The organism is Formicincola oecophyllae, from assembly GCF_006542395.2.
GTDB classification, from domain to species: Bacteria; Pseudomonadota; Alphaproteobacteria; order Acetobacterales; family Acetobacteraceae; genus Formicincola; species Formicincola oecophyllae.
This window is the reverse complement of the sequence record NZ_CP038231.1, coordinates 1259063-1280248: the sequence shown is the minus strand read 5'-3', so window position 1 is coordinate 1280248 and position 21186 is coordinate 1259063. Positions and strand designations below refer to the sequence as shown.

The following is a 21186-nucleotide window of genomic DNA, read 5'->3' as shown; positions in this document are numbered from 1 at the left end:
TCACCTCACAACCGGAGGTCACCTCACAGCCGGAGATTGAGAAAAATTTGGGTCTATGTACTGGGGGCAGCGCCCTTAGTGCTGGCTGGCGCCCTTTGGGGGGTGGTGATAGCAGCGCGCCCCCACCCACCCCAAGCCGCCACAGGGGCTTGGCGCCCCGTGCCAAGCGTGCCGCCTTTGCTCAAACTGGGCGTAGGGGGGGAGGCCGCCTTCACGGCGGCAAGCCTTGCCAAGCAGCCAGGGCCGCTTCTAGTTGTGTTCACGGCTTCCTGGTGTGTGCCGTGCCGCACGGAACTGCCAGCTTTGCACGCGCTTGCCAGCAAAATGCCCCTTTGGGCTGTGCTTTACCATGACAGCCCAGAACGTTACAGCGCTGCCCTGCGCCATGACCACATGGCTTCCCCCTTCTGCCATCTGCGCCCTGACCCTGAAGGTGCCATGGCCCTGGAATGGGGGGTGAGCGGTGTTCCAGAGCTTTTCCTCCTCAAACGCGCCACCCCCCAGGCCCCCCTTGCCGTGGCATGGCATGGCAGCGGCCCCCTTGATGGCGGAAGCATTCAACACATCCTGCATCTAGGGTTGGAGGGAGGTGACCATGACGGCACTTAAAGGGGAGGGTGCCCTTTTTCTAACGTTTTTTCTAACGTGCGCCGCCTTGTTGGCTGGAGCTGGGTTGGCTGGGCCTGGCCTGGCTGAGGCACAGGCCCTTGACCCCGCCCAGGAACGCTTGCCCCCCCAGCAGGAGGAACGGGTGGAGCACCTGGCCAGCCAATTGCGCTGCCCCGTCTGCCAAGGGCAAAGCGTGGCTGAAAGCGCTTCCCCCCTGGCCCACGACCTGCGCGCGGCCTTGCGGCGCCTGGTCAGGGAAGGGCACCCTGACCAAGCCATCATGGCATGGGTTGAGGCACGCTATGGCGCCAGCATCAGCCTAGCACCAAGCTTGAATGGCCAGACTGCCCTGTTATGGGGCGGCGCGGGGGCCTTTGCTGTACTCTGCACCCTTGGGCTGGGGCTAACAGTTAAGCGCAATAACACGCCCCGCGCTGAAGAGGATGAGACGGAACGGGATAAAGAGGGAAAGCTGTTGTGAGCGTTCTGGCCTTCCTCCTCACAACTTGTTGCCTGATGCTGCCCCTTGCTTTTGCCATGGTCAGGCGCAGGGGGCACGGGGCCCCTGGAAGCCAGCCCAGGCCATGGCTTGCCACAGCACTTGCCATGCTGTTCGTCCCTGCTTTGGCGCTGCTGCTCTATAGCCTCTCTGGCCAGCCGCTTTACAGCCCCCAGCCCCAGGCCTGCCGCCTGCCAGGCACCTTTCCAAGCGCGCCAAGCCAGGCAGGGCCTTTATCTTCAAGCCCAGCAAGCCGATAACAGGGGGCGGGCTGCGTTTGCGCCAGCCCGCCTGCTTTTGCTGTCCCATGTCTGGAAACCACCATGACCACCACCCCGCGCCCGGTCGGCAAGCGCTCCATGGCGCTTCTCAATGACCCTTTCCTCAACAAGGGTTTGGCGTTCCCGCCAAGTGAACGTGCAGCCTTTGGCCTGAATGACCTATTGCCAGCAGGGCAGCGCACACTGGAGCAGCAAGTGGCGCTGGCCCGCCAGCATGTCCTGGACCAGCAGGGCGACCTGGCCCGCAACACGGCCCTGCGCGGGTTGCAGGATGAAAATGAAACGGTTTTCTACGCCCTGCTTGAAAGCCACTTGGCTGAGATGATGCCCCTTGTCTACACCCCAGCCGTGGGGGAGGGGTGCCTGCACTTCTCCGAAACCTGGCGCAAGCCACGCGGCCTGTTCCTGGCAGCCCCTGAGCGTGCCAGCTTCAAGGACATCCTAGCGCAGGCGCCTGATGGCATCCGTCTTGTCATCGTGACGGACGGTGAACGCATTCTGGGTCTGGGCGATTTGGGCGCCAATGGCATGGGCATACCCATTGGCAAGCTGGCCCTCTACACGGCCTGTGCTGGCATCAACCCCACCATGATGCTGCCCGTGACGCTTGACGTGGGCACGGACAACCAGCCCCTGCGCGAAAGCCCCGATTATATCGGTTGGCGCCATGAGCGCCTGCGCGGTGCTGATTATGATGCTGTGGTGGAAGCGTTCGTCAGCGCCATCACAGAACGCTGGCCTCATGTCCTGCTGCATTGGGAGGATTTCGCTAACCGCAACGCGGCCCCCCTTCTAGCGCGCTACAAGCACCGGCTGCCCAGTTTCAACGATGACATTGAAGGGACAGCAGCCATCGCCGCCGCCGCTATGCTGGCTGGCGTCAAAGCCAAGGGGGAAAAGCTTTCAGACCAGCGCATCGCCTTGGCTGGCGGTGGCTCGGCTGGCTGCGGCATCGCCGCCCTGCTCCTGAAAGCCATGGAGGATGAGGGGCTGAGCCGTTCTGAGGCCGCTAAGCGTTTCTACCTGTTCGACCGCCAGGGCCTGCTAACTTCGGATATGGCGGACCTCACCCCAGCGCAGAAAGTCTTTGCCCGCACCGATGTGCGCCAACATGACCAGGGGCGCGACCTTGAAAGCGCCTGCGCGCGCATCCACCCCACCATCCTGGTGGGCGTCACGGGTAAGGGAGGGCTGTTCAGCGAAGGGCTGGTGCGCAACATGGCCAGCCACACTAAACGCCCCATGGTGTTCCCGCTTTCCAACCCCACGCGCTTTGCCGAGGCAACGCCAGCCGACATCATGAAATGGACAGATGGCCGCGCCATGGTCAGCACAGGAAGCCCCTTCCCCCCTGTGATGGTGGACGGCAAGCCCACCACCATTGCTCAGACCAACAATGCCTATGTTTATCCAGGGCTGGGGCTGGGGGCGCTGGCAAGTGGCGCAGGCAGTGTCAGCACCGCCATGCTGATGGCGGCGGCCCGAACCGTTGCCGACTGTTCGCCACTGCTCCATGGGGGTGCCAACATGCTGCCGCCTGCAACAGACATGGCGGCTATCGCCCGCAAGGTGGCTGTGGCTGTGGCCCAGGCTGCCATGGCGGAAGGGCTGTGCCCTCCCCTCACCGAGAACGCGCTTGAGGCACGCATCAAGGCGCTTTCCTGGAAGCCAGCCTATGGCCCCTATGTGCCGGCCTAACACCACCATGCCCTTTGTCCCTGGAATACGCCCCATGACTGCAGCTTCTGAACCCGCCACCATCCCCCCCACGCCAACACGCCAGGAACGCGACAGCATGGGCGCTGTGGCTGTTCCGGCAAGCGCGCTTTGGGGCGCGCAGACCCAGCGCGCGCTGCATCACTTCAACATCGGGCGGGAGAAAATGCCGCTTGAGATGATCAAAGCCTATGCGGTGGTTAAGCGGGCCGCCGCAACAGCCAATGGGGCGTCTGGACGCCTGGCGCCAGAAAAGCGCCAGCTTGTGGAACAAGTGTGTGATGAACTCCTGGCAGGCCAGCATGAAGCGATGTTCCCGCTCCCTGTCTGGATGACGGGCTCTGGCACGCAGTACAACATGAACGTCAATGAGGTCATCGCCAACCGCGCAAGCCAGCTTACCGGCCAGCCTTTGGGCAGCAAAAGGCCGCTGCACCCCAATGATGACGTCAACATGGCCCAAAGCACTAACGACACTTTCCCAGCCGCCATTCATGTGGCGGTCGCCACAGCCCTGTCAGCAAGGTTGCTGCCTGCCCTGCGCGCCCTCCAAAGCGCCATGGCTGCCAAGGCCAGCGCCTGGGGGGATGTGGTCAAGGTGGGCCGCACCCACCTGCAGGACGCTGTGCCCATCACGCTGGGGCAGGAATGGCATGGCTATACCGGCATGCTTGAGGACCAGGCAAAACGCCTGGAGCAGGCCTTGGCGGGGTTGATGGCGCTGCCCCTCGGCGGCACGGCTTTGGGCACAGGCGCCAGCACGCAGGAAGGCTTCGACCGCCGCATTTGCGCTGAGGTGGCGCGCTTGACGGGGCTGGCTTTTCACGCAGCGCCCAATAAATTCGCCCTCATGGGCGCGCATGACGCCCTGGTGGCGTGCTCAGCCGCTTTGCGCGGATTGGCTGCCAGTCTGTTCAAGATCGCCAGTGACGTCAGGCTGCTGGCCTGTGGGCCGCGCGCAGGCTTGGGGGAGCTGGCCCTGCCCGCCAATGAGCCTGGGTCATCCATCATGCCAGGCAAGGTCAACCCCACCCAAGCTGAGGCCATGACCATGCTTTGCCTGCAGGTAATGGGCAATGACGCTGCCATCGCCATGGGTGGCGCTGGTGGCATGCTGGACATGAACGCCTACAAACCCTTGATGGCCCACGGCCTTTTGCAGTCCCTGCGCCTGTTGGCTGATGGTATGGGCAGTTTCCGCCGCTTCCTGGTGGAAGGGGTGGAGCCAAACCGGGCGCGCATCAAGCAGGCGCTTGAACATTCCCTGATCATGGTCACGGCTCTGGCACCCGTGATTGGCTATGACAAGGCAGCCCAAGTGGCCCACCATGCCCTTGAAAACAACCAAAGCCCGCGCCAGGCCGTGCTGGAGCTGGGCTTCATGGATGAGGCCGCCTTTGAGCGCGTGGCTGACCCCCGCCTGATGCTGCGCCCCAATGTGCCTGGCACTGTTCCTGAGTGAAAAACCCGTGCCAACCAAGCGGCCCAGCCTGCCCGGAAACCACCCCTAAGGATGGCCCCCCTGGCCGGCCCACATGCACGGGGCCTGGTCAGGCCTGCAGCAGGTGGCCGTCCCTGTCTACCAGGGTGATGGGGTAGTCACCTGTGAAGCAGGCGTCACAGTAGCGGTTTGCAGCTTCGCGCTGGTCCTCGTCGCCAAGAGCCTTGTAAAGCCCATCGAAGGAGATGAAAGCGAGGCTGTCCGCACCGATGAGCTCGGCCATTTCCTCCACCGTGTGGCGCGCAGCCAGAAGGTGGTTTTCAGAAGGGGTGTCAATGCCATAGTAGCAAGGGTGCTTGGTGGGAGGGGAGGCAATGCGCATGTGCACCTCAGCAGCGCCAGCGGCACGCACCATGTCCACGATTTTGCGCGATGTGGTACCCCGGACGATGGAATCGTCAATCAGGACAACGCGCTTGCCCGCCAGAACGGCCTTGTTGGCTGAATGCTTCATTTTCACACCCAGGTTGCGGATCTGGTCAGTGGGTTCAATGAAGGTACGCCCAATGTAATGGTTGCGGATGATGCCAAGCTCAAAGGGGATGCCGCTTTCAGCCGCGTAGCCAATGGCGGAGGGCACGCCTGAATCAGGAACGGGCACCACAACGTCCGCCGCCACCCCGCTTTCACGGGCCAGTTCACGCCCAATGCGCGTGCGCGCTGTGTAAACGGGATGACCTTCCAGGATGGAGTCGGGGCGGGCGAAATAAATGTACTCAAACACGCAGAAACGGTTGCCCTGCGCCCCGAAAGGCCGGAGGGACTTGATGCCTTCCTTGTTGATGATGACAAGCTCGCCAGCTTCGATGTCGCGGATGAACTCCGCGCCGATGATGTCAAGCGCGCTGGTTTCGGAAGCCAACACCCAACCCCCTTCGCCACAATCTGGCAAGCGTCCCAGGACAAGCGGACGTACACCCAAGGGGTCGCGCATACCAGCAAGCGTGCCGTCTGGCAGCAGCGCCAGGAGGGAATAAGCCCCTTTGACCTGACGTGCGGCCTCAATCAAGCGGTCAGTGATGGTGGGCGCAGTGGAAAGGGCGATGAGGTGGACAAACACCTCCGTGTCCATGCCAGATTGGAAAATGCAGCCGCGCTGCACCAGTTGCCGGCGCAATGTGGCAGCGTTCGTCAGATTACCGTTATGGGCAACTGCCATGCCGCCAAAAGCGTAATCAGCATAGATGGGCTGGACATTGCGCAGATGGGTGCCACCTGTGGTGGCGTAACGGTTGTGCCCGATGGCGGCTGTGCCTTTGAGGGTGGACATCACGGCTTCATCGCCAAAGACCTCTCCCACCAGGCCAAGCCCCTTGTGCTGGTGGAAACTCCCCCCGTCCAAGCTCACGATGCCAGCAGCCTCCTGCCCGCGGTGCTGAAGGGCGTGAAGGCCAAGCGCCGTGAGGGCGGATGCGTCTGGTGCGCCCCATACGCCGAAGACGCCGCACTCCTCATAAGGGCGCCCTGGCAGTTCCGCTGACGACACGCCAGAGGTGGTGCTGGTTTTGTGGTGAGGTATGAATTTGGTCATGTCAGCATTCCCGCCGGTTGATCAGCTGATTAAGTCAGACAATGCAGTCAGATGCGCTTGTGAAATTAAGGTGAAACGCCTCCCGCAGCGCGGGTTCACAACCCGACAGGGAGCCTAATGAGCAAATGAGGGGCCGGCGGCGGGAGCTTGGCACTGCGAAAGCAGGAAACACCCAGGGACAGGGGCTGCCTGTGAGGGGCCGAAAGCTGGCCCCACGGCATTTCTGGCCGCCTTGGAACTGACCTGCACGCTGCCCATGCATGCAGGCGGTGGTTAGGGTTGTCAGGCGCACAGCCTTGTGCCGTCAGGGAACATGGTGGACATGACGTTGAACCGCAAAGCGCCTGTGCCTGATCAAAGGGCCGTGACACCTGCGCCCAAAAGGGGCGGGCTTCACGGAAGGGATGATATGAGCTGGCATGACGCATATTTCAAGGGTTTCATCAACCCGTGGCTGTGAAATTACTTTCACAGTGCCCACACCCCAAGCCATGACCCTGAAGCCACCCCGTGGCAACCGGCGCGCCAGGGCCTGTGAACCAGCCAAACAGGCCTTGGAGGGGACATGCGAAGCCATGCCTGGCTCAGCCAGCCAAATGGTGGTTGACCCACCCCACCCCTTCCATGATCCAACCCATGAGCGCGTCTGTGGCTTGCAGGTGGCTTTCCAGCCACGCAGGGGCCAGGCGCGAAGCCAGCCATGCCAGGCCAACCAGAAGCGCAAAACCTTGGCCTGCGCCGATGAGTGCGCCCAGAAGGGTGTTGGCGCTGCCAGGCAACACGGCGCGCAGCCCTTGGGCGCAACGCGCTGCCACCATTTGCCACAGGATAAGGAAAAGGACGAACACCGCCAACAAACCCAGGGGCTCAAACAAAGGTTCGCGCACCAGCCCTGGCGACAATGAACGGCCTACAGCATTGAGGAGCGGCGCCCCAAAGCGCACGCTACACAGCGCTGCCCCAATCCATGCCATAAGGCCAGACAGTTCAGCGATGGCCCCCTTCCCCATGCCGCGCAACGCGAGAAGCCCCATGACGACAAGGGCTGCGACATCAAGTGTGGAGAGGTGCTCAAGCATGTGTTGTGGGTTCATGGGGCAGGCATCCAGATGTCAGGGCGGCCAGGGGCTTCAAGGCAGTTTGGTGGTGCGGTAGCGCCCCCCCTTGCGCGCCCTGATGCCACGCGCCAGCAACTTGTCAGACAGGTTGATGCGCCCGTCAAGCTCAGCTGCGACGTCCTGGGGGGTGATGCCCGCCTGGCGCCACAGGCTGGCCAATGTCTGCATGAAGCGTGCGCTGTCACGTGCCAAAGCGGCGCTGCGGGCTGTGGGTAAGAGAGTGTTCTCTTCCTTATCGTCAGAATGTTCGGTGGTTTGGGCAACGCGCATGGCCAGCCTCTCCTGCCGGCCATGCTCCTGCGCAGAGAGGTTACGGGTGCGGTGGCGTGAATGCGCGGGGGGCTGGGCGTCAAGGTGGCGCAGGTAATGGCTGATGCACGCGGTGGTGAGCGCGCCCAACTGAACGCTAGCCTCACTGGGGGAGGGGAGGATGGTTGATGTCATGGGAAAACGCATCGCCACACGATGGCAGCGCCTGGGCCAGACTGCAAGAACGCACTTCCCTGCGCCCTGGCTGCATGTCATCAACCGCTCCTGCGCCTTCAGGTTGGGTGCGCGGGCTGGCGCGGCAGGCCGTGTTCGTCCCAAAGGGTGGAAAGAGCGTCCACAAGGCCTTCAATGTCCTTTTCGCTGTGCAGCGGCCCTGGGGTCAGGCGCAAGCGCTCCGTGCCGCGCGGCACGGTGGGGTAGTTGATGGGTTGCAGGTAATGGCCATGACGGTTGAGGAGCTCATCTGAAAGCTGGCGGCACAGCTTGGCGTCCCCCACCATAACGGGCACGATGTGACTTGGGTTGGTAATGTGGGGGATGCCCGCCTCATCAAGCTTGCTGCGCAGCTGCGCCACGGCGCGCCGCTGTCCTTCACGCTCCGCTGAGCTGCCACGCAAATGCTTGACGCTGGCCAGGACGCCAGCTGCCACCAAAGGCGGCAATGCTGTGGAGAAAATGAAGCCAGAACCAAAAGAGCGCACGAAATCGCACAGGGCGCGGCTGGCAGCTATGTAGCCCCCCACAACGCCAAAGCCTTTGCCCAATGTGCCCTCAATCACTGTCAGGCGGTGCTCAAGGCCCTTTTCCTGGGCCACGCCACCACCTTGGGCGCCATACATCCCCACGGCGTGGACTTCATCGAGGTAGGTCATGGCGCCATAGTGGTCAGCCAGGTCGCAGATGGCCTCAATGGGGGCGATATCGCCCTCCATGGAGTAAACCGATTCAAAAGCGATGATTTTGGGCGTGCCTGCAGGCAGCGCTTTGAGGTGACGCTCCAGGTCTTCAAGGTCGTTGTGCTTGAAAATGCGCTTGTCAGCCCTTGAATGGCGGATGCCCTCAATCATGGAGGCGTGGTTGAGCGCATCCGACAGGACGACGCAGCCTGGCAAGCGTGCTGCAATGGTGCCCAGCGTCACCCAGTTGGAAAGGTAGCCTGAATTGAACAGGAGTGCGCTTTCCTTGCCATGGAGGGCCGCCAGCTCACGCTCAAGCTCCACATGATAATGGTTAGTGCCAGAGATGTTGCGCGTGCCGCCAGCGCCAGCGCCCGTTTCGTCCAGGGCTTTGTGCATGGCGCCCAAGACGTCTGGATGCTGGCCCATCCCTAGATAGTCGTTGGAACACCACACCGTCACTTCACGGTTGGCGCCATGGTGCCACGCTTTCGGAAAATGGCCTGAGCGGCGTTCCAGCTCAGCGAAGTAACGGTAGCTGCCATCAGCGTGAAGCCCATCGAGGGCTTTCTGGAACAAACCGTCATAGGTCTGGTCCTGGGTGGTGGCGGGTTCTGTGGTCATGAGGTTTCCTCCAGCCGCACACTTTAAAAAGTGGTTGAAGTGGTGCAAGTGAAAAAAGGACAACATCACCCCTGATTGCACAGAACACAAAATTTAGAACACAGAATTTCAAAGTACGCGGAAACTTTGCCCCTCCCGGAAAACAGGACTTCAGGAAAACAGCTTTGCCTGCCCCACAGCCCATAGCGCCAACTCACCATGGCACCCCCGCCACACTACGTGCCTTGCTGCCTTACTGGCCTGTCACGGCTGCTGCGTTCCTGGGATGGTTCCTGGACGCTTTTGACCAAACGGTGCTGCTGTTCACCCTGCCAGACATCGCCTCCTCCCTTGGGTGCACGCTGGCGGCCATGGGGGGTGTTCTGTTTGTGCAGTCCCTGGGACGGGCCGCAGGCAACACAGGCTGGGGTTGGCTTGCGGACCGCCATGGCCGCAAGCCAGCCTTCATGCTGGGAGTTGTGTGGTTTGGGGTCTTCTCCGCCCTCACTGGCCTGACCCACAGCCTAGTCACCATGATGGTGGTGCAGTTCTGCTTTGGCATGGGCTTTGGGGGTGAGTGGACAGCATCAGCTACGCTCCTGATGGAGACCGTGCCAGCGCGGCTGCGCGCCATGGCTTCAGCCCTCATGATGACTGGCTATGAAAGCGGCTACCTGCTGGCAGCTGGGGCGCAGGCCCTCATCCTGCCCCATTACAGCTGGCGGGTATTGTTCTTCATTGGCCTGGCGCCAGCCCTGCTGGCGCTTTTCGTGCGCCTTGGCGTGGGGGAAAGCCCCCTTTGGCTAGCTGAACGGCGCAGTACTGCGGAGGCGCCTGGCCCAAAAGCCACGTCCGCCCCGCCCCTGCGTTGGACGCCCCTGGCGGTGCAGGCCGTGCTGTTCATGGTCTTCCTGGAATTTCAGAAAGCGGCCATCTACACTTTCTACCCCACCATCCTGCGCCAATGGCACCACCTATCCCCCCAGGCGCTGTTCTGGCCTGTGGCGCTTTACTGCCTTGGTTCACTAGGCGGCAAACTGGGCTGTGGCTGGCTGGCCACGCGTTGGGGGGAAGGGCGCATCATGATGGGGGCTATCATCATTTCAGCCCTCATGGCCTGGCCGTTTCTTTGCGCGCCCAACGGCCCCCTGCTGCTAGCAAGTGCCTTCATCATGGGCACGTCAGCATCTGGGGTCTTCGCCCTTGTGCCTCATTGGCTTGCCAAGCGCTTTCCCACACGTGAACGCAGCTTTGGCATGGGGCTCAGCTACGCACTTGGCTCCATTGGGCAAGGGGTGGCTGGCAAGGTCATCCCCTTGCTGGGGCGCACACCAGCCACTTTGCCGCTGGCCGCTATCGGGCTGGTGCTGGGCGGCAGCGCAGCGGCGGTGCTGACGCTCACCTGGCAGCCTAGCCTGCTGGGCGAAGATGGTGACGCCTCAGAAAAAGCCACCCCCAAAGTGCCTCGAAGCCAAGGCTGAGTTTGGCGTCAAGCCTGGCGGGGCTCAGCGCTGTAGCCTGCTGCCACACGTTCCCCAGCCTGCAGGCCGTCTATGGCCGCTGAAAGAATGCCCCCGGCATAGCCTGCCCCCTCCCCAGCTGGGTACAGCCCCTGTACGGAAGGGCTTTGGCCAGCACGCACGCCCTCTTCATCACGGGGCAGCCGCAGGGGAGAGGAGGTGCGTGTCTCCACACCCGTCATCACTGCATCCTCACGGGCAAAACCAGGGATCTTCCGTGCGAAGGCTGGCAGGGCCTCGCGCAGGCTTTCCACCACCACAGGTGGCAAGCAGCTGGCTAGATCAGTTGGGGTCACCCCAGGTTGGTAAGAGGGTTTGACAGCGCCCAACGTGGTGGACGGGCGCTTGGTGAGGAAATCACCCACCAGCTGTGCTGGCGCCTTGTAATCGCCGCCACCAGCCTTGAAGGCCGCCTTCTCCAGCTGGCGCTGGAACTCAATGGCTGCCATGGGGTTGTCTGGAAAATCCACCCCTGGCTTGACCTCCACCACCATGCCGCTGTTGGCGTTGCGCTCAGCGCGCGAATACTGGCTCATGCCATTGGTTACGACCTGCTCCGGCTCTGACGTGGCCGCCACCACCTGCCCACCAGGGCACATGCAGAATGAATAGACACCGCGCCCTGTGCTGGCATGGTGGACAAGCTTGTAATCAGCCGCCCCCAACTTTTCATGGCCGGCCTGAGGGCCAAAACGAACTTCATCTATCATGCTTTGAGGGTGCTCAATGCGTACCCCCACCGAGAAGGGCTTGGTGTGCATGGCCACGCCAGCTTCGTGCAGCATTGCGAAGGTGTCACGGGCTGAATGGCCCACAGCCAGCACAGCATGGTCACAGGGCAGCACCTCCTCCACCGCTGGCCTGTCCGTCCCTGGGTAGGCCTGGTGCAGCTTCAACCCCACCAAGTGGCGCTCAGCGCCTTCCCCCTCCGTCAAGATGCCGTCAAGGCGGGTGTTAAAACGGTACTCCCCGCCAAGGGCTTCAATTTCAGCACGCAGGTTCTGCACCACCGTGACCAGGCGGAACGTGCCGATGTGGGGCTTGGAAAGCCACATGATCTCCTCTGGGGCGCCAGCTTTAACGAGCTCCTCCAGAACAATGCGGCCCAGGTGGCGGGGGTCCGCCACACCTGAATGCAGCTTGCCATCTGAAAACGTGCCAGCGCCCCCTTCACCGAACTGTACGTTGCTTTCAGGGGTGAAGCGTGATTGGCGCCACAGGGCGAACGTGTCCTTGGTGCGGCTGCGCACATCACATCCCCGCTCCAACACAATGGGTTTAAGGCCAGCGCGCGCCAGAACCAGCGCCGCCATCAAGCCGCAGGGGCCAGCGCCCACTACGACAGGGCGCCGGCGCCCTGCCAGGGCAGCGCGTGGCGGGTTCCAATCCACAACAGGGGTGCGCGTGGCTAGTGCCTGCTTGTTGCCCCCCTGGCGTTCAGCCGCCAGCGCCGCCAGGATGGCCTCCTCCCCCTGAACATCACAATCAACCGTGTAAACAAGCTTAACGTCACCACGTTTGCGGGGGTCATGGCCACGCCTGAACACCCTAAACCCCTTGAGGGCACCTACATGGCCTTTGGGCATACGGGCTGCGACGGCCTTCTCAAGATCGTCAGGCCCATGGTCAAGCGGCAGGATAATGTTGGTGAAGCGGATCATGGTCACTCCGGGCAAGGGATGCTGGTGGTGAAGGGGAGCGTGGCTGCCTTAATCATAATCGTTTCGCAGGGCACTGTCGCGTGCCCAAGTCGGTTTGAACGGGCCATAGAGCACTGAAAGCGTCCTTTTTCATTGCCTGGCCCAGATGCCCTCTGCCATGATGGGGTGCCCATCATGGGGCCTTTACTCCCCCACCCTCTCCTCAGGGAACGCCCATGGAAGCTGTCCACACTCAACATGGCCCTGAGGCCACACCCCCCAACTACTATGAAGACGGCCACGCTGGCCATGACACTGGCCATGACCATGCAGGCCACAGCCATGGGGAACACCACCATGGTGGAGCCGGCCATGTCCACGCCATGCCAGACGCAGGCTGGCTGTTCGCAGTCGGCATTACGCTGAATGGGCTCTATATCGCTGCTGAGGCCCTCTGGGGGCTTAAAACTCATTCCTTGGCGTTGCTGGCTGACGCTGGCCATAATCTTTCAGATGTCCTGGGCCTGGTGGCTTCCTGGGCAGCCATCATCCTGAGCCGCCGCGCCCCCAGCCGCACTTTCACCTATGGCCTCAAGCGCGCCACCATCCTCAGCGCCTTGGGCAACGCCACCGTTCTTCTGCTGGTTACAGGGGCTGTCCTGCTGGCCTCCATGGAGCGCCTGTTCCACCCTGAAGGCGTTGCAGGCACCACCGTGAGCCTGGTGGCGCTGGCCGGCATCGCCATCAACGGCGCAACGGCGTTGCTGTTCATGAAGAACAGCTCTGGCGACCTCAACATCAAAAGCGCCTTCCTGCACATGGCTTCAGACGCCGCCATGGCGGCAGGGGTGGCGGTGGCTGGCGTTGCCATCGCCTGGACTGGGTGGGTGGTGATCGACCCCATCGTCAGCATCATCATAGGGTTTCTGGTCATCTGGGGCACATGGGGGCTTTTATCAGCCTCACTGCGGCTGGCGCTTGATGGCGTACCCCTGGGCATCGACCCAGCTGCCATCACCAAGGCGCTGCAGTCCATGGCTGGGGTGGAGGGTGTGCACCACCTCCATGTCTGGCCCATGAGCACCACCCAAACAGCCCTGACAGCGCACCTTGTCACCACGCCCCAGGCCAGTCCCGCTCTTGTCCATGAGGCCAGCGCCATGTTGCAAAAGCGCTTTGGGATCAACCACACCACCCTCCAAACGGAGGGGGCGCTAGCTGCCCCTCCCCAACCGGGCGGCGCCAGCTGCCAGCCAGGTCAAAGCTGCGCCAACGGGGACTGCGCGTGACCAGCACGGTCTCTGTCTCCTCCACCCCTGCGCCGCGCACCGCCATGGCGCTGGGCGGCCTTTTGGTGGCTGTGCTGTGCCTGGCCATCAAGGTGGTGGCCTGGCTTGTCTCAGGCTCTGGCGCGCTTCTGTCAGATGCACTTGAGACCGTCCTCAACGTGCTGGCAGCCGCTGGTGCGCTGGCGGCCGTCCACATCGCCTCCCAACCCCCTGACGAACAGCACCCCTATGGCCATGGCAAGGCGGAATATCTGTGGGCCGTTATGGAGGGGACGCTCATTTCCCTCACAGCGCTTGGCATAGCCTGGGGTGCCCTCCATGAAGCGCTCCACCTGGAAGCCCCAGCAGCCCCTTGGCGCGGTGCCCTCATCAACGCTTTGGCGGTCGTTCTCACCCTCTTGTGGCTGTGTTTCCTCAACCGGGCTGGCAAGCGCCAAAAATCAGCCGCCCTGCTGGCGGAGGCTGCGCACCTCAAATCTGACGTTTGGGCGTCAGGCGCCCTGCTTCTGGGCGTGGCGCTCATCCCTGTTACCCATTGGCTGTGGTTGGATCCCCTGCTTTCAGCCGCCGTGGCCCTCAACACACTTTGGACGGGCGGGAAAATGATCCAGGAATCCTGTAACAGCCTGATGGACGAAAGCCCCCGCCCCGAAGTCGTGAACGCTGTCCGCCAAGCCATCCAGGCCCATGGCACGGAGGCCCTCAGCGCCCACAATTTACGCATGCGCCATGGGGGCAGCCAACTTTTCATTGAACTGCACCTGGTGGTGCCTGGTCCCATGAGCGTCACCAGGGCGCACAGCATCTGCGACCGCATTGAGAACGCCATTCAGCATTCAGTGGGGCCATCCTCCATCTGGATCCATGTGGAGCCAGACACAGCCATGGCCAAGGGGGCTGCGGCACGGGTGCGCTCGGGGGAGCTTCCCATCAACCCACGCACCACCGCCAAGGCACCCCAGGGATGAACCTGGCGCAGTCCTGCCCAGCGCTGTGGGCATCAACCCCCTTGAAGTCTGTTCAGGCAGAGACATGTTGAAAAGATAGCCCGCCGGTCTTCATGGCCTCGGCCCCACCCCTAGCTGGAGAGTGCGCACATGGCATCCAAACCCATCACCCCTGACAAAATCACCATCAATGGCTTGGAAAAGCCCGTCACCCGCATCGCCCTTGGCACCTGGGCCATTGGTGGCTGGATGTGGGGCGGCCCTGATGACGCCAACGCCATCAAGACCATCCACAAAGCCGTTGAGGAAGGGATCAACCTCATCGATACCGCCCCGGTCTACGGCTTTGGCCATTCTGAAAAAGTGGTGGGGGAGGCTGTCGCCCAGCTCCCCGCTTCTCAGAAGCCCTATATCGCCACCAAGCTTGGCCTGAACTGGAACGAGGACCACAAGCCTTTCCGTGATTCACGCCCCCAGCGCATCCGCCAGGAGGTGGAGGATTCACTGAAGCGCCTGCGCGTGGAGGTGCTTGACCTGGTGCAGGTGCATTGGCCAGACGCCAAGACCCCCATCGCCGAAACCGCCAGCGCCCTCAACGACCTGCGCAAGGAAGGCAAGATCCGCGCCCTTGGCGTCTCCAACTATTCCACGGCGCAGATGGACGAATTCCGCAAGGAGGCCCCGCTTTCCACATCGCAGGATCCGTTCAACATCTTTGAAACGGCCATTGAGAAGACCGTCATTCCCTACGCTGAAAAGAACGACATGGACGTTCTGGCCTATGGTCCACTTTGCCGTGGCCTGCTGACGGGCAAAATCACCGCTGACACCACCTTCCCTGAAGGTGACCTGCGCCGCATGGACCCCAAATTCCAACCAGAGAACCTGCGCAACTACGTCAACGCCGTCAAAGCGCTAGAGGCCCTGGCAGCTTCCCAAGGCAAAACGGTTCTAAGCTTGGCCATCCGCTGGGTGCTGGACCAGGGGCCGACCATTGCCCTTTGGGGTGCGCGCAAACCCGCCCAGGTTGAAGGCGTGAAGGACGCCCTGGGCTGGACCCTGTCACCTGAGATAGCGCGTGAGGTTTCCTCCATCGTGACCAAGTACATCCCCACCCCGATTGATGCCTCCTTCATGGCGCCCCCCAACCGCTGAGGCTTTCGGGCAACAGCGGAAAAGAACCTGGGCTTGACCGTACTGTCCCCACGCCGCCACTCTCAAAGATTGTGAAGACAGTGCTTCAGGCTTAACAGGTTCTTGCCCATGCGTTCATATGCCCTCCAGCCGCAGCAGGCGGCCCCCTCCTCCGCTTTTGCCTGGTCCCGGCCGTTGGGCCAGACTTCCGCCCTGGTGGGGCTGCTGTGCTGTGCCAGCCTTTTAGGATTGGGCGGCTGCGCCAACACGGCAGCAACCACCAATGCTGACGGCACACCAGCAACGGGCGCTTACAGCCATGACAGTGACGCCGTGCCCCCCTTCGCGCGCCCTAACACAAGTGGCTTCCCCGTGACTTATAATCGCGCTGACACTGTGGCCATCGCTTTGCGCGAATGGCGCCTGTGGGGTGCACCTGTGGCGGACGCTGACCCGCACAGCCGCCCGGACCCGCGCACCTCCACCTTGAAGCCAGAACGCCTTCCAGGGCTGTGGCAACGCGTTGGCGAATATTGGTGGACAGGCATGGCTGGGCAGGAGCCAGTCGATGCCTGGACAGGCCGCACCGATAATGCTGGGCAAATGTTCCAGGCTGTGCGTGACGGCAACTTCGCCTGGTCTGCTGCCTTCATTTCCTACGTCATGCGCATTGCAGGCGCTGACAGCCGCTTCCCCTATGCCCCCAACCATGCTGCCTACATCGACATCGCTGCTGAAAACGCCCAGCAAGGCCAGCGCGGCCTAACCGCCCACCAGCCTGGCGCTTATGCGCCGCAGCTTGGTGATTTGCTGTGCACGGGGCGCTCCAGCGGCGCTGCTATGACGTGGGACCGCCTGCCAGCCCACCGCTCCTACCCAGCCCATTGCGGTATCGTGGTGGCAGTGAACCAGCAAGGCGCCCCTTTTGGGCACCAAATCAGCATCATTGGTGGCAATGTGGACGACAGCGTGGCCCTGACCCACGTTCCCGTTGACTCCCAGGGCCAGGTCTCCTCACCATCCAATGGCGCAAGCTATGATCGCCGCTACCCTTGGCTGGCCATCCTTAGCCCGGATTATGACGCCTCCTCAGATCCCACTGCTGGTTACTGAACCAGGGGCTGCGCACAGTTCTTAAACTCCTTTGAAACTATCACGGGGGCGCGACCTGGCGGCCCTGCCCCTTAGTGGCAATGTGCGCACTCCAACCAGGGCTGGCTGAACAACTCAGCCGGCCATAAGAACATTCAACCTTCCCGCACCAGGCGGGCGGCAAAAAAGCCATCCATGCCCCCCTTGTCAGCCCACATGCCTGGATGGGTGCGGTAAAACCCTTCCTCTGTCCGCGCTTCTGGCAGGGCAGCAAGTTCCTCCACCGTGAACGGCTTTAGCGACCACCCCCCACGGGCCAAAGCAGCCTTGACCCGTTCTGGCCCCTCCTCATCCTGCAGTGAGCAAACGGCGTAAAGCAGCGTGCCACCTGGCTTCAGCATGGCGCGGGCAGCGTCAATCAAGTTGTCCTGCCCCTCAGTCAGGGTCGCAATGTCGGCTGGGCGCTTTGTCCACACCACATCAGGGTGGCGGCGCAGCGTGCCTGTGGCGGAACAGGGCGCATCCAGTAGCACCGCATCCAGGGGGGTCTCTGGGCGCCAAGCGTTAGCGTCCGCATTGTGAACGGCAACATTCTCTAGCCCTAGGCGCTCCAGGTTTTCGCGCAGGCGCGCCAAGCGCCCCTCCTCACGCTCAATGGCGGTGACAGTGGCGCCAGCCAAGGCCAGCTGGGCGGTTTTGCCGCCAGGGGCTGCGCACAGATCAGCCACATGCAGCCCCTTCACATCACCCAAAAGGCGCACAGGCATAGCTGCAGCGGCATCCTGCGCCCAAAACTGGCCGCCCTCAAAACCTGGGATTTCCGTCATGCGGGTGCCAGGCGTCATGCGGACGCTACCTGTGGGCAGCTGCGTGCCCCCTTCAGGCACAGGCGCACCTGGGCGCAAGGTCAAATCAAGCGGGGCCTCTTTGTAAAATCCCTCCGTGATGGGCCTGGCGCGCTCACCCCAAGCGCTCCACAGCCAAGCCGGCACATCAAGGCGCGCCTCATCAAGGCTATTGCGCACGCGCGCCCCTTCACGCGCCACACGGCGCAGCACGGCATTGGCCAGCCCAGCGAACGGTGCAAGGCCACGGCGGCGCATCAGGTCAACCACAGTGCCCACAGCGGCGTGGGGGGGCACATCCAGGTAAAGCAGTTGCGCTACCCCCAACATGAGCGCGCAGCGCACAGGTACAGGAGGCTCCTTGTGCAGGAACGCCTTGAGGATCTCCTCAATGCTGCCACGGTGGCGCAAGGCGCCAGCAGCCAGGCGGTGGGCGGCAGCACGGTCGCGGCCTTCCATGGGGGCGCCTTGGCGCAACTTGTCGAGGGTGGTCTCCAGCATGCGGCGGTGTTCCACCACACCCGTCACGATGTCAAAAGCCAGGTCGCGCACAGGGTCAGCAGGCGTGCGCTGGCCGTGGTGATGCGGGGCGCCGCTGCCATGGGCAGGGAGGCGGTGGGTCGGGCGTGGTGTGCGTGTAGAAGCCATGGTGCGCACCCATTGGCATTTTGAAGCGGTTTTGGCAATGTTTGCCCCTGAAGCGCCACGCATATGCGTGTCCCTCTGGCCAAAGCGCCGCGCGAAACCGCACACCCAACCCCTTGTTGTCTTGAAGCCTAATTTTAAGGAGGCACCCACCATGGTTCCACTGGAGGGCACCGCGGCCGCAGCTATCGCTGAACGGCTTGCCAAGGTTCAAGCCAGCATGGATCAAGCCACCCTTGAAGCCCACCGCCCCCTGGGCAGCGTGAAGCTGCTTGCCGTGAGCAAGTTTCACCCTGTTGAAAGCGTTCTGGCCGCTTGCGAAGCTGGCCAACGCCTGTTTGGGGAAAACCGGGTCCAGGAAGCCGCCACCAAGTTTCCCCTTGTTAAGGAACGCTGGCCAGAGGTGCGACTGCACATTATTGGCGCGCTTCAAACCAACAAGGCCCGGCAGGCTGCAGCCCTAGCTGACGTTCTGGAAAGCCTGGACCGCCCCGCCCTAGCCAGCGCCCTTGAGAAGGCCTCAGACAGCCTGGGGCGCCTCCCTATCCTGTATGTCCAGGTCAACACGGGCGCAGAACCCCAGAAAGCTGGCATCGCCCTTGAGGAAGCGGACCGCTTCATCGATGACTGCAAAAAGCGCTTTGGCAATCATGTTCAGGGCCTCATGGCCATTCCCCCCCAAGGGCAGGACCCCGCCATGCATTTCCGGCTTCTGACGGAACTGGCCACCCACCATGACTTGCCTGTGCGTTCCATGGGTATGTCTGGTGATTATGGCGCTGCTATCAGGGCTGGCTCCACGGAAGTCCGTGTTGGCACTGCTATTTTTGGCCCCCGCCCCCTTCAGCTGTAGCGCTGGCGCCTGGGAGCGGGGCCAGAAAGGCCCACGGCACGCTGGCTGTGATGTGGCTGGCCTGCCGCACCCTGGGGACGTTGCGGGATTTATGACCACTTCCCTGCCTTTAAGGCATGACGGCACCGGGTGGTTACTCTAAAAGGACAGAACCAGTGACGGCACCGCGCCTGGTTTCATGCTGAACAACAAACAGGGTTGATCCTTAACATGGCTGACAAGGACGACATCGCGCTGCGCTCCACCTCATCGGACGCCAGCTATCCCAGCGCCACGGGCCGTCCCACCGTCCACCCCAGCGAAGGCCACCACGCCAAGCCCAGGGGATGGGGCGCCCTGCTGGCCGTTCTGGGCGTGGTTTATGGCGACATCGGCACCAGCCCGCTCTACGCCCTCCAAGCCTCTGTGCGTACGGTTTCAGGCGCCACCCACAAAGTCATGCCCAGCGAAATCATGGGGCTGGCCAGCCTCACCTTCTGGGCGCTTTTCCTGGTCGTAACGCTTAAATACGTTTGGTTGGTGATGCGCGCCGACCATAATGGCGAAGGTGGCATCATCGCCCTGACGTCACTGGCCCAGCGCGTCTGCCACACCAAGCGCACCCGCTACATCGTTGGCATGATCGGCCTCATCGGCACATGCCTGTTCTTTGGTGACAGCGTCATCACGCCGGCCATCTCCGTGCTTTCCGCGGTGGAGGGGGTGGAGATTTCAGTCCCGGCGGCTAAGCCTTTCATTATCCCTGCAGCTGTTGCGGTGCTTGTGTGCCTCTTCGCCGCCCAGGCCTTGGGAACGGGTAAAATCGGGCGCGCTTTCGGCCCCGTCATGCTGTTGTGGTTCCTGGCGCTGGGCATTTTCGGCGCCCGCGGCATCATGCTCCACCCCAGCATCCTGTGGGCGCTTTCCCCCTGGGCGGCGTTCCACTTCGTGGCTACGCACGGGCTGCTTTCATTTTTCGCGCTTGGCACCGTGGTGCTATCTGTCACAGGCGCTGAGGCCCTCTACGCTGACATGGGGCATTTCGGGCGTTCGCCCATCCGCTGCGCCTGGCTGTTCTTCGTACTGCCCTGCCTGACACTGAACTACCTAGGCCAGGCAGCGCTGATGATCCACAGCCCAGCCACCATGGCCAACCCCTTTTACTTCCTGGCCCCCCACTGGATCCAGGTCCCCCTGCTGCTGCTGGCCACTATGGCCACCGTGATCGCCAGCCAAGCTGGCATCTCTGGCAGTTTCTCGCTCTGCCGCCAGCTGGTACAGCTGGGCTATTTGCCCCTCATGCGGATTGTCCATACCAATCCCTATGAAGAAGCGCAGATCTACATGCCCACCCTCAACTGGCTGCTGGCCTCAGGCGCCATCCTACTGGTGTTCACCTTCCGCAGCTCTGAGGCGCTGGCTGGGGCGTATGGCATTGCGGTCACAGGCACGTTCCTGTGCACCACCATCCTCTCCACATTGGTGTTCAGGCGTATTTTCCATTGGCGCCCCATCATGGTGGATGTGGTGTTTGGCTTCTATTTCCTGCTGGATGGCACGTTCTTCGCCGCCAATATCCTCAAAATCCCCGATGGCGGCTGGGTTCCATTGACCATCGCCACAGGGCTGGTCACCATCATGACCACCTGGCAGTACGGCCAGCAGCTGGTGCGCATCCGTGAACGCGCTGATTCAGTGCCCATGGCCTCCTTCCTGGCGCGGCTGACGCAGTCGCAGACCATCCACGTGCCTGGCATCTCCGTGTTCCTGACGGCCGATCCTGAATTAGTGCCTGACGCCCTCCTGCTCAATTTGCGCCACAACCATATCCTCCATGACCACACCTTGTTTGTCACAGTCGTGACGCTGGAACAGCCAGAGGCCGATCCTGGCCAGCGCTTGACCGTGCAGGAGCTGGCGCCCCACATGCACAGGGTCATCCTGCGCTATGGCTTCATGGAAATGCCTAATGTGCCGCTGGCGCTAACGCAGATTACGCGCCTTGGGGTGTATTTCGACCCCATTCAGGCCTCCTACTTCATCTCCCACGACATTGTGTTCCGTTCGCAGGTGTCGCGCATTGCGCTTTGGCGGATGTGGATCTTCCTGTTCCTTCTGAACAACGCAACCCCTGTCACGGAATTCTTCCGTGTGCCGCCTGAACGCGTTGTGGAATTCAGCGTCCGCATCGCCATTTAAAGCGTGCTGAGCAGCCCTT

The 21186-nt window shown here is 62.3% G+C and carries 17 protein-coding genes; 11 read left to right on the top strand and 6 right to left on the bottom strand.

Going from position 1 to position 21186, the window contains the following annotated elements; translation table 11 throughout:
- The first annotated feature begins 36 nt into the window (after nt 1-36).
- The 4 genes from E3E12_RS05725 (at nt 37) to E3E12_RS05710 (ending at nt 4567) form a co-directional block, all read left to right on the top strand.
- The gene (locus tag E3E12_RS05725; protein WP_168194402.1) at nt 37-609 is read left to right on the top strand and encodes a thioredoxin domain-containing protein; all 573 of its coding nucleotides are present in this window, start codon (nt 37-39) and stop codon (nt 607-609) included.
- Complete coding sequence (locus E3E12_RS05720) at nt 596-1090, top strand: cytochrome c-type biogenesis protein (protein WP_141443457.1); 495 nt, start codon at nt 596-598, stop codon at nt 1088-1090. Before E3E12_RS05725 ends, E3E12_RS05720 begins: the two co-directional genes overlap by 14 nt.
- A 341-nt stretch (nt 1091-1431) precedes the next feature.
- Nucleotides 1432-3087, top strand: coding sequence for an NAD-dependent malic enzyme (locus E3E12_RS05715; RefSeq protein ID WP_141443456.1), 1656 nt, complete (start codon nt 1432-1434; stop codon nt 3085-3087).
- 34 nt (nt 3088-3121) lie between these two features.
- Nucleotides 3122-4567: a class II fumarate hydratase gene (locus E3E12_RS05710; RefSeq protein ID WP_141443455.1), complete on the top strand. Its 1446-nt coding sequence runs from the start codon at nt 3122-3124 to the stop codon at nt 4565-4567.
- 88 nt (nt 4568-4655) lie between these two features.
- Here E3E12_RS05710 and purF read toward each other — a convergent pair whose 3' ends face one another.
- The 4 genes from purF to hemA all read right to left on the bottom strand — a co-directional run bounded on the left by purF (nt 4656) and on the right by hemA (nt 9045).
- Nucleotides 4656-6137 carry an amidophosphoribosyltransferase gene (purF, locus tag E3E12_RS05705; RefSeq protein ID WP_141443454.1) on the bottom strand — a complete coding sequence of 494 codons (1482 nt, stop codon included), beginning with the start codon at nt 6135-6137 and terminating at the stop codon, nt 4656-4658.
- A 584-nt stretch (nt 6138-6721) separates the two neighbouring features.
- The gene (locus E3E12_RS05700) at nt 6722-7231 is read right to left on the bottom strand and encodes a CvpA family protein (RefSeq protein ID WP_141443453.1); all 510 of its coding nucleotides are present in this window, start codon (nt 7229-7231) and stop codon (nt 6722-6724) included.
- A gap of 36 nt (nt 7232-7267) precedes the next feature.
- Nucleotides 7268-7699 carry a hypothetical protein gene (locus E3E12_RS05695; protein WP_141443452.1) on the bottom strand — a complete coding sequence of 144 codons (432 nt, stop codon included), beginning with the start codon at nt 7697-7699 and terminating at the stop codon, nt 7268-7270.
- 98 nt (nt 7700-7797) lie between these two features.
- Nucleotides 7798-9045, bottom strand: coding sequence for a 5-aminolevulinate synthase (gene hemA / locus E3E12_RS05690; protein ID WP_141443451.1), 1248 nt, complete (start codon nt 9043-9045; stop codon nt 7798-7800).
- Nucleotides 9046-9209: 164 nt separating this feature from the next.
- Here hemA and E3E12_RS05685 point away from each other — a divergent pair, with 164 nt between their 5' ends.
- Nucleotides 9210-10505, top strand: coding sequence for an MFS transporter (locus E3E12_RS05685; RefSeq protein WP_141443450.1), 1296 nt, complete (start codon nt 9210-9212; stop codon nt 10503-10505).
- A gap of 8 nt (nt 10506-10513) precedes the next feature.
- Here the strand turns inward: E3E12_RS05685 and E3E12_RS05680 are convergent, their stop codons facing one another.
- Nucleotides 10514-12205 carry an NAD(P)/FAD-dependent oxidoreductase gene (locus E3E12_RS05680; RefSeq protein ID WP_141443449.1) on the bottom strand — a complete coding sequence of 564 codons (1692 nt, stop codon included), beginning with the start codon at nt 12203-12205 and terminating at the stop codon, nt 10514-10516.
- 215 nt (nt 12206-12420) lie between these two features.
- Here E3E12_RS05680 and E3E12_RS05675 point away from each other — a divergent pair, with 215 nt between their 5' ends.
- The 4 genes from E3E12_RS05675 (at nt 12421) to E3E12_RS05660 (ending at nt 16667) form a co-directional block, all read left to right on the top strand.
- Nucleotides 12421-13473, top strand: a complete 1053-nt coding sequence (locus E3E12_RS05675; RefSeq protein WP_141443448.1) for a cation diffusion facilitator family transporter — start codon at nt 12421-12423, stop codon at nt 13471-13473.
- Entirely contained in the window at nt 13470-14441 is a 972-nt protein-coding gene (locus E3E12_RS05670; RefSeq protein ID WP_240810448.1) for a cation diffusion facilitator family transporter, read from the top strand. The genes E3E12_RS05675 and E3E12_RS05670 overlap by 4 nt, the downstream gene beginning before the upstream one ends.
- Before the next feature lie 144 nt (nt 14442-14585).
- Nucleotides 14586-15575: an aldo/keto reductase gene (locus tag E3E12_RS05665; protein ID WP_408869938.1), complete on the top strand. Its 990-nt coding sequence runs from the start codon at nt 14586-14588 to the stop codon at nt 15573-15575.
- Nucleotides 15576-15683: 108 nt separating this feature from the next.
- Nucleotides 15684-16667 carry a DUF2272 domain-containing protein gene (locus E3E12_RS05660; protein WP_141443446.1) on the top strand — a complete coding sequence of 328 codons (984 nt, stop codon included), beginning with the start codon at nt 15684-15686 and terminating at the stop codon, nt 16665-16667.
- 134 nt (nt 16668-16801) lie between these two features.
- Here the strand turns inward: E3E12_RS05660 and E3E12_RS05655 are convergent, their stop codons facing one another.
- Nucleotides 16802-18139 carry an RsmB/NOP family class I SAM-dependent RNA methyltransferase gene (locus E3E12_RS05655; protein ID WP_141443445.1) on the bottom strand — a complete coding sequence of 446 codons (1338 nt, stop codon included), beginning with the start codon at nt 18137-18139 and terminating at the stop codon, nt 16802-16804.
- Between the two features lie 151 nt (nt 18140-18290).
- On the opposite strand from E3E12_RS05655, the gene E3E12_RS05650 reads away from it, so the two are divergent.
- Nucleotides 18291-18989 (top strand): YggS family pyridoxal phosphate-dependent enzyme, encoded by a 699-nt coding sequence (locus E3E12_RS05650; RefSeq protein ID WP_141443444.1) that lies wholly within the window; start codon nt 18291-18293, stop codon nt 18987-18989.
- Nucleotides 18990-19199: 210 nt separating this feature from the next.
- Nucleotides 19200-21167: a potassium transporter Kup gene (locus E3E12_RS05645; protein WP_141443443.1), complete on the top strand. Its 1968-nt coding sequence runs from the start codon at nt 19200-19202 to the stop codon at nt 21165-21167.
- Nucleotides 21168-21186: the final 19 nt, after the last annotated feature.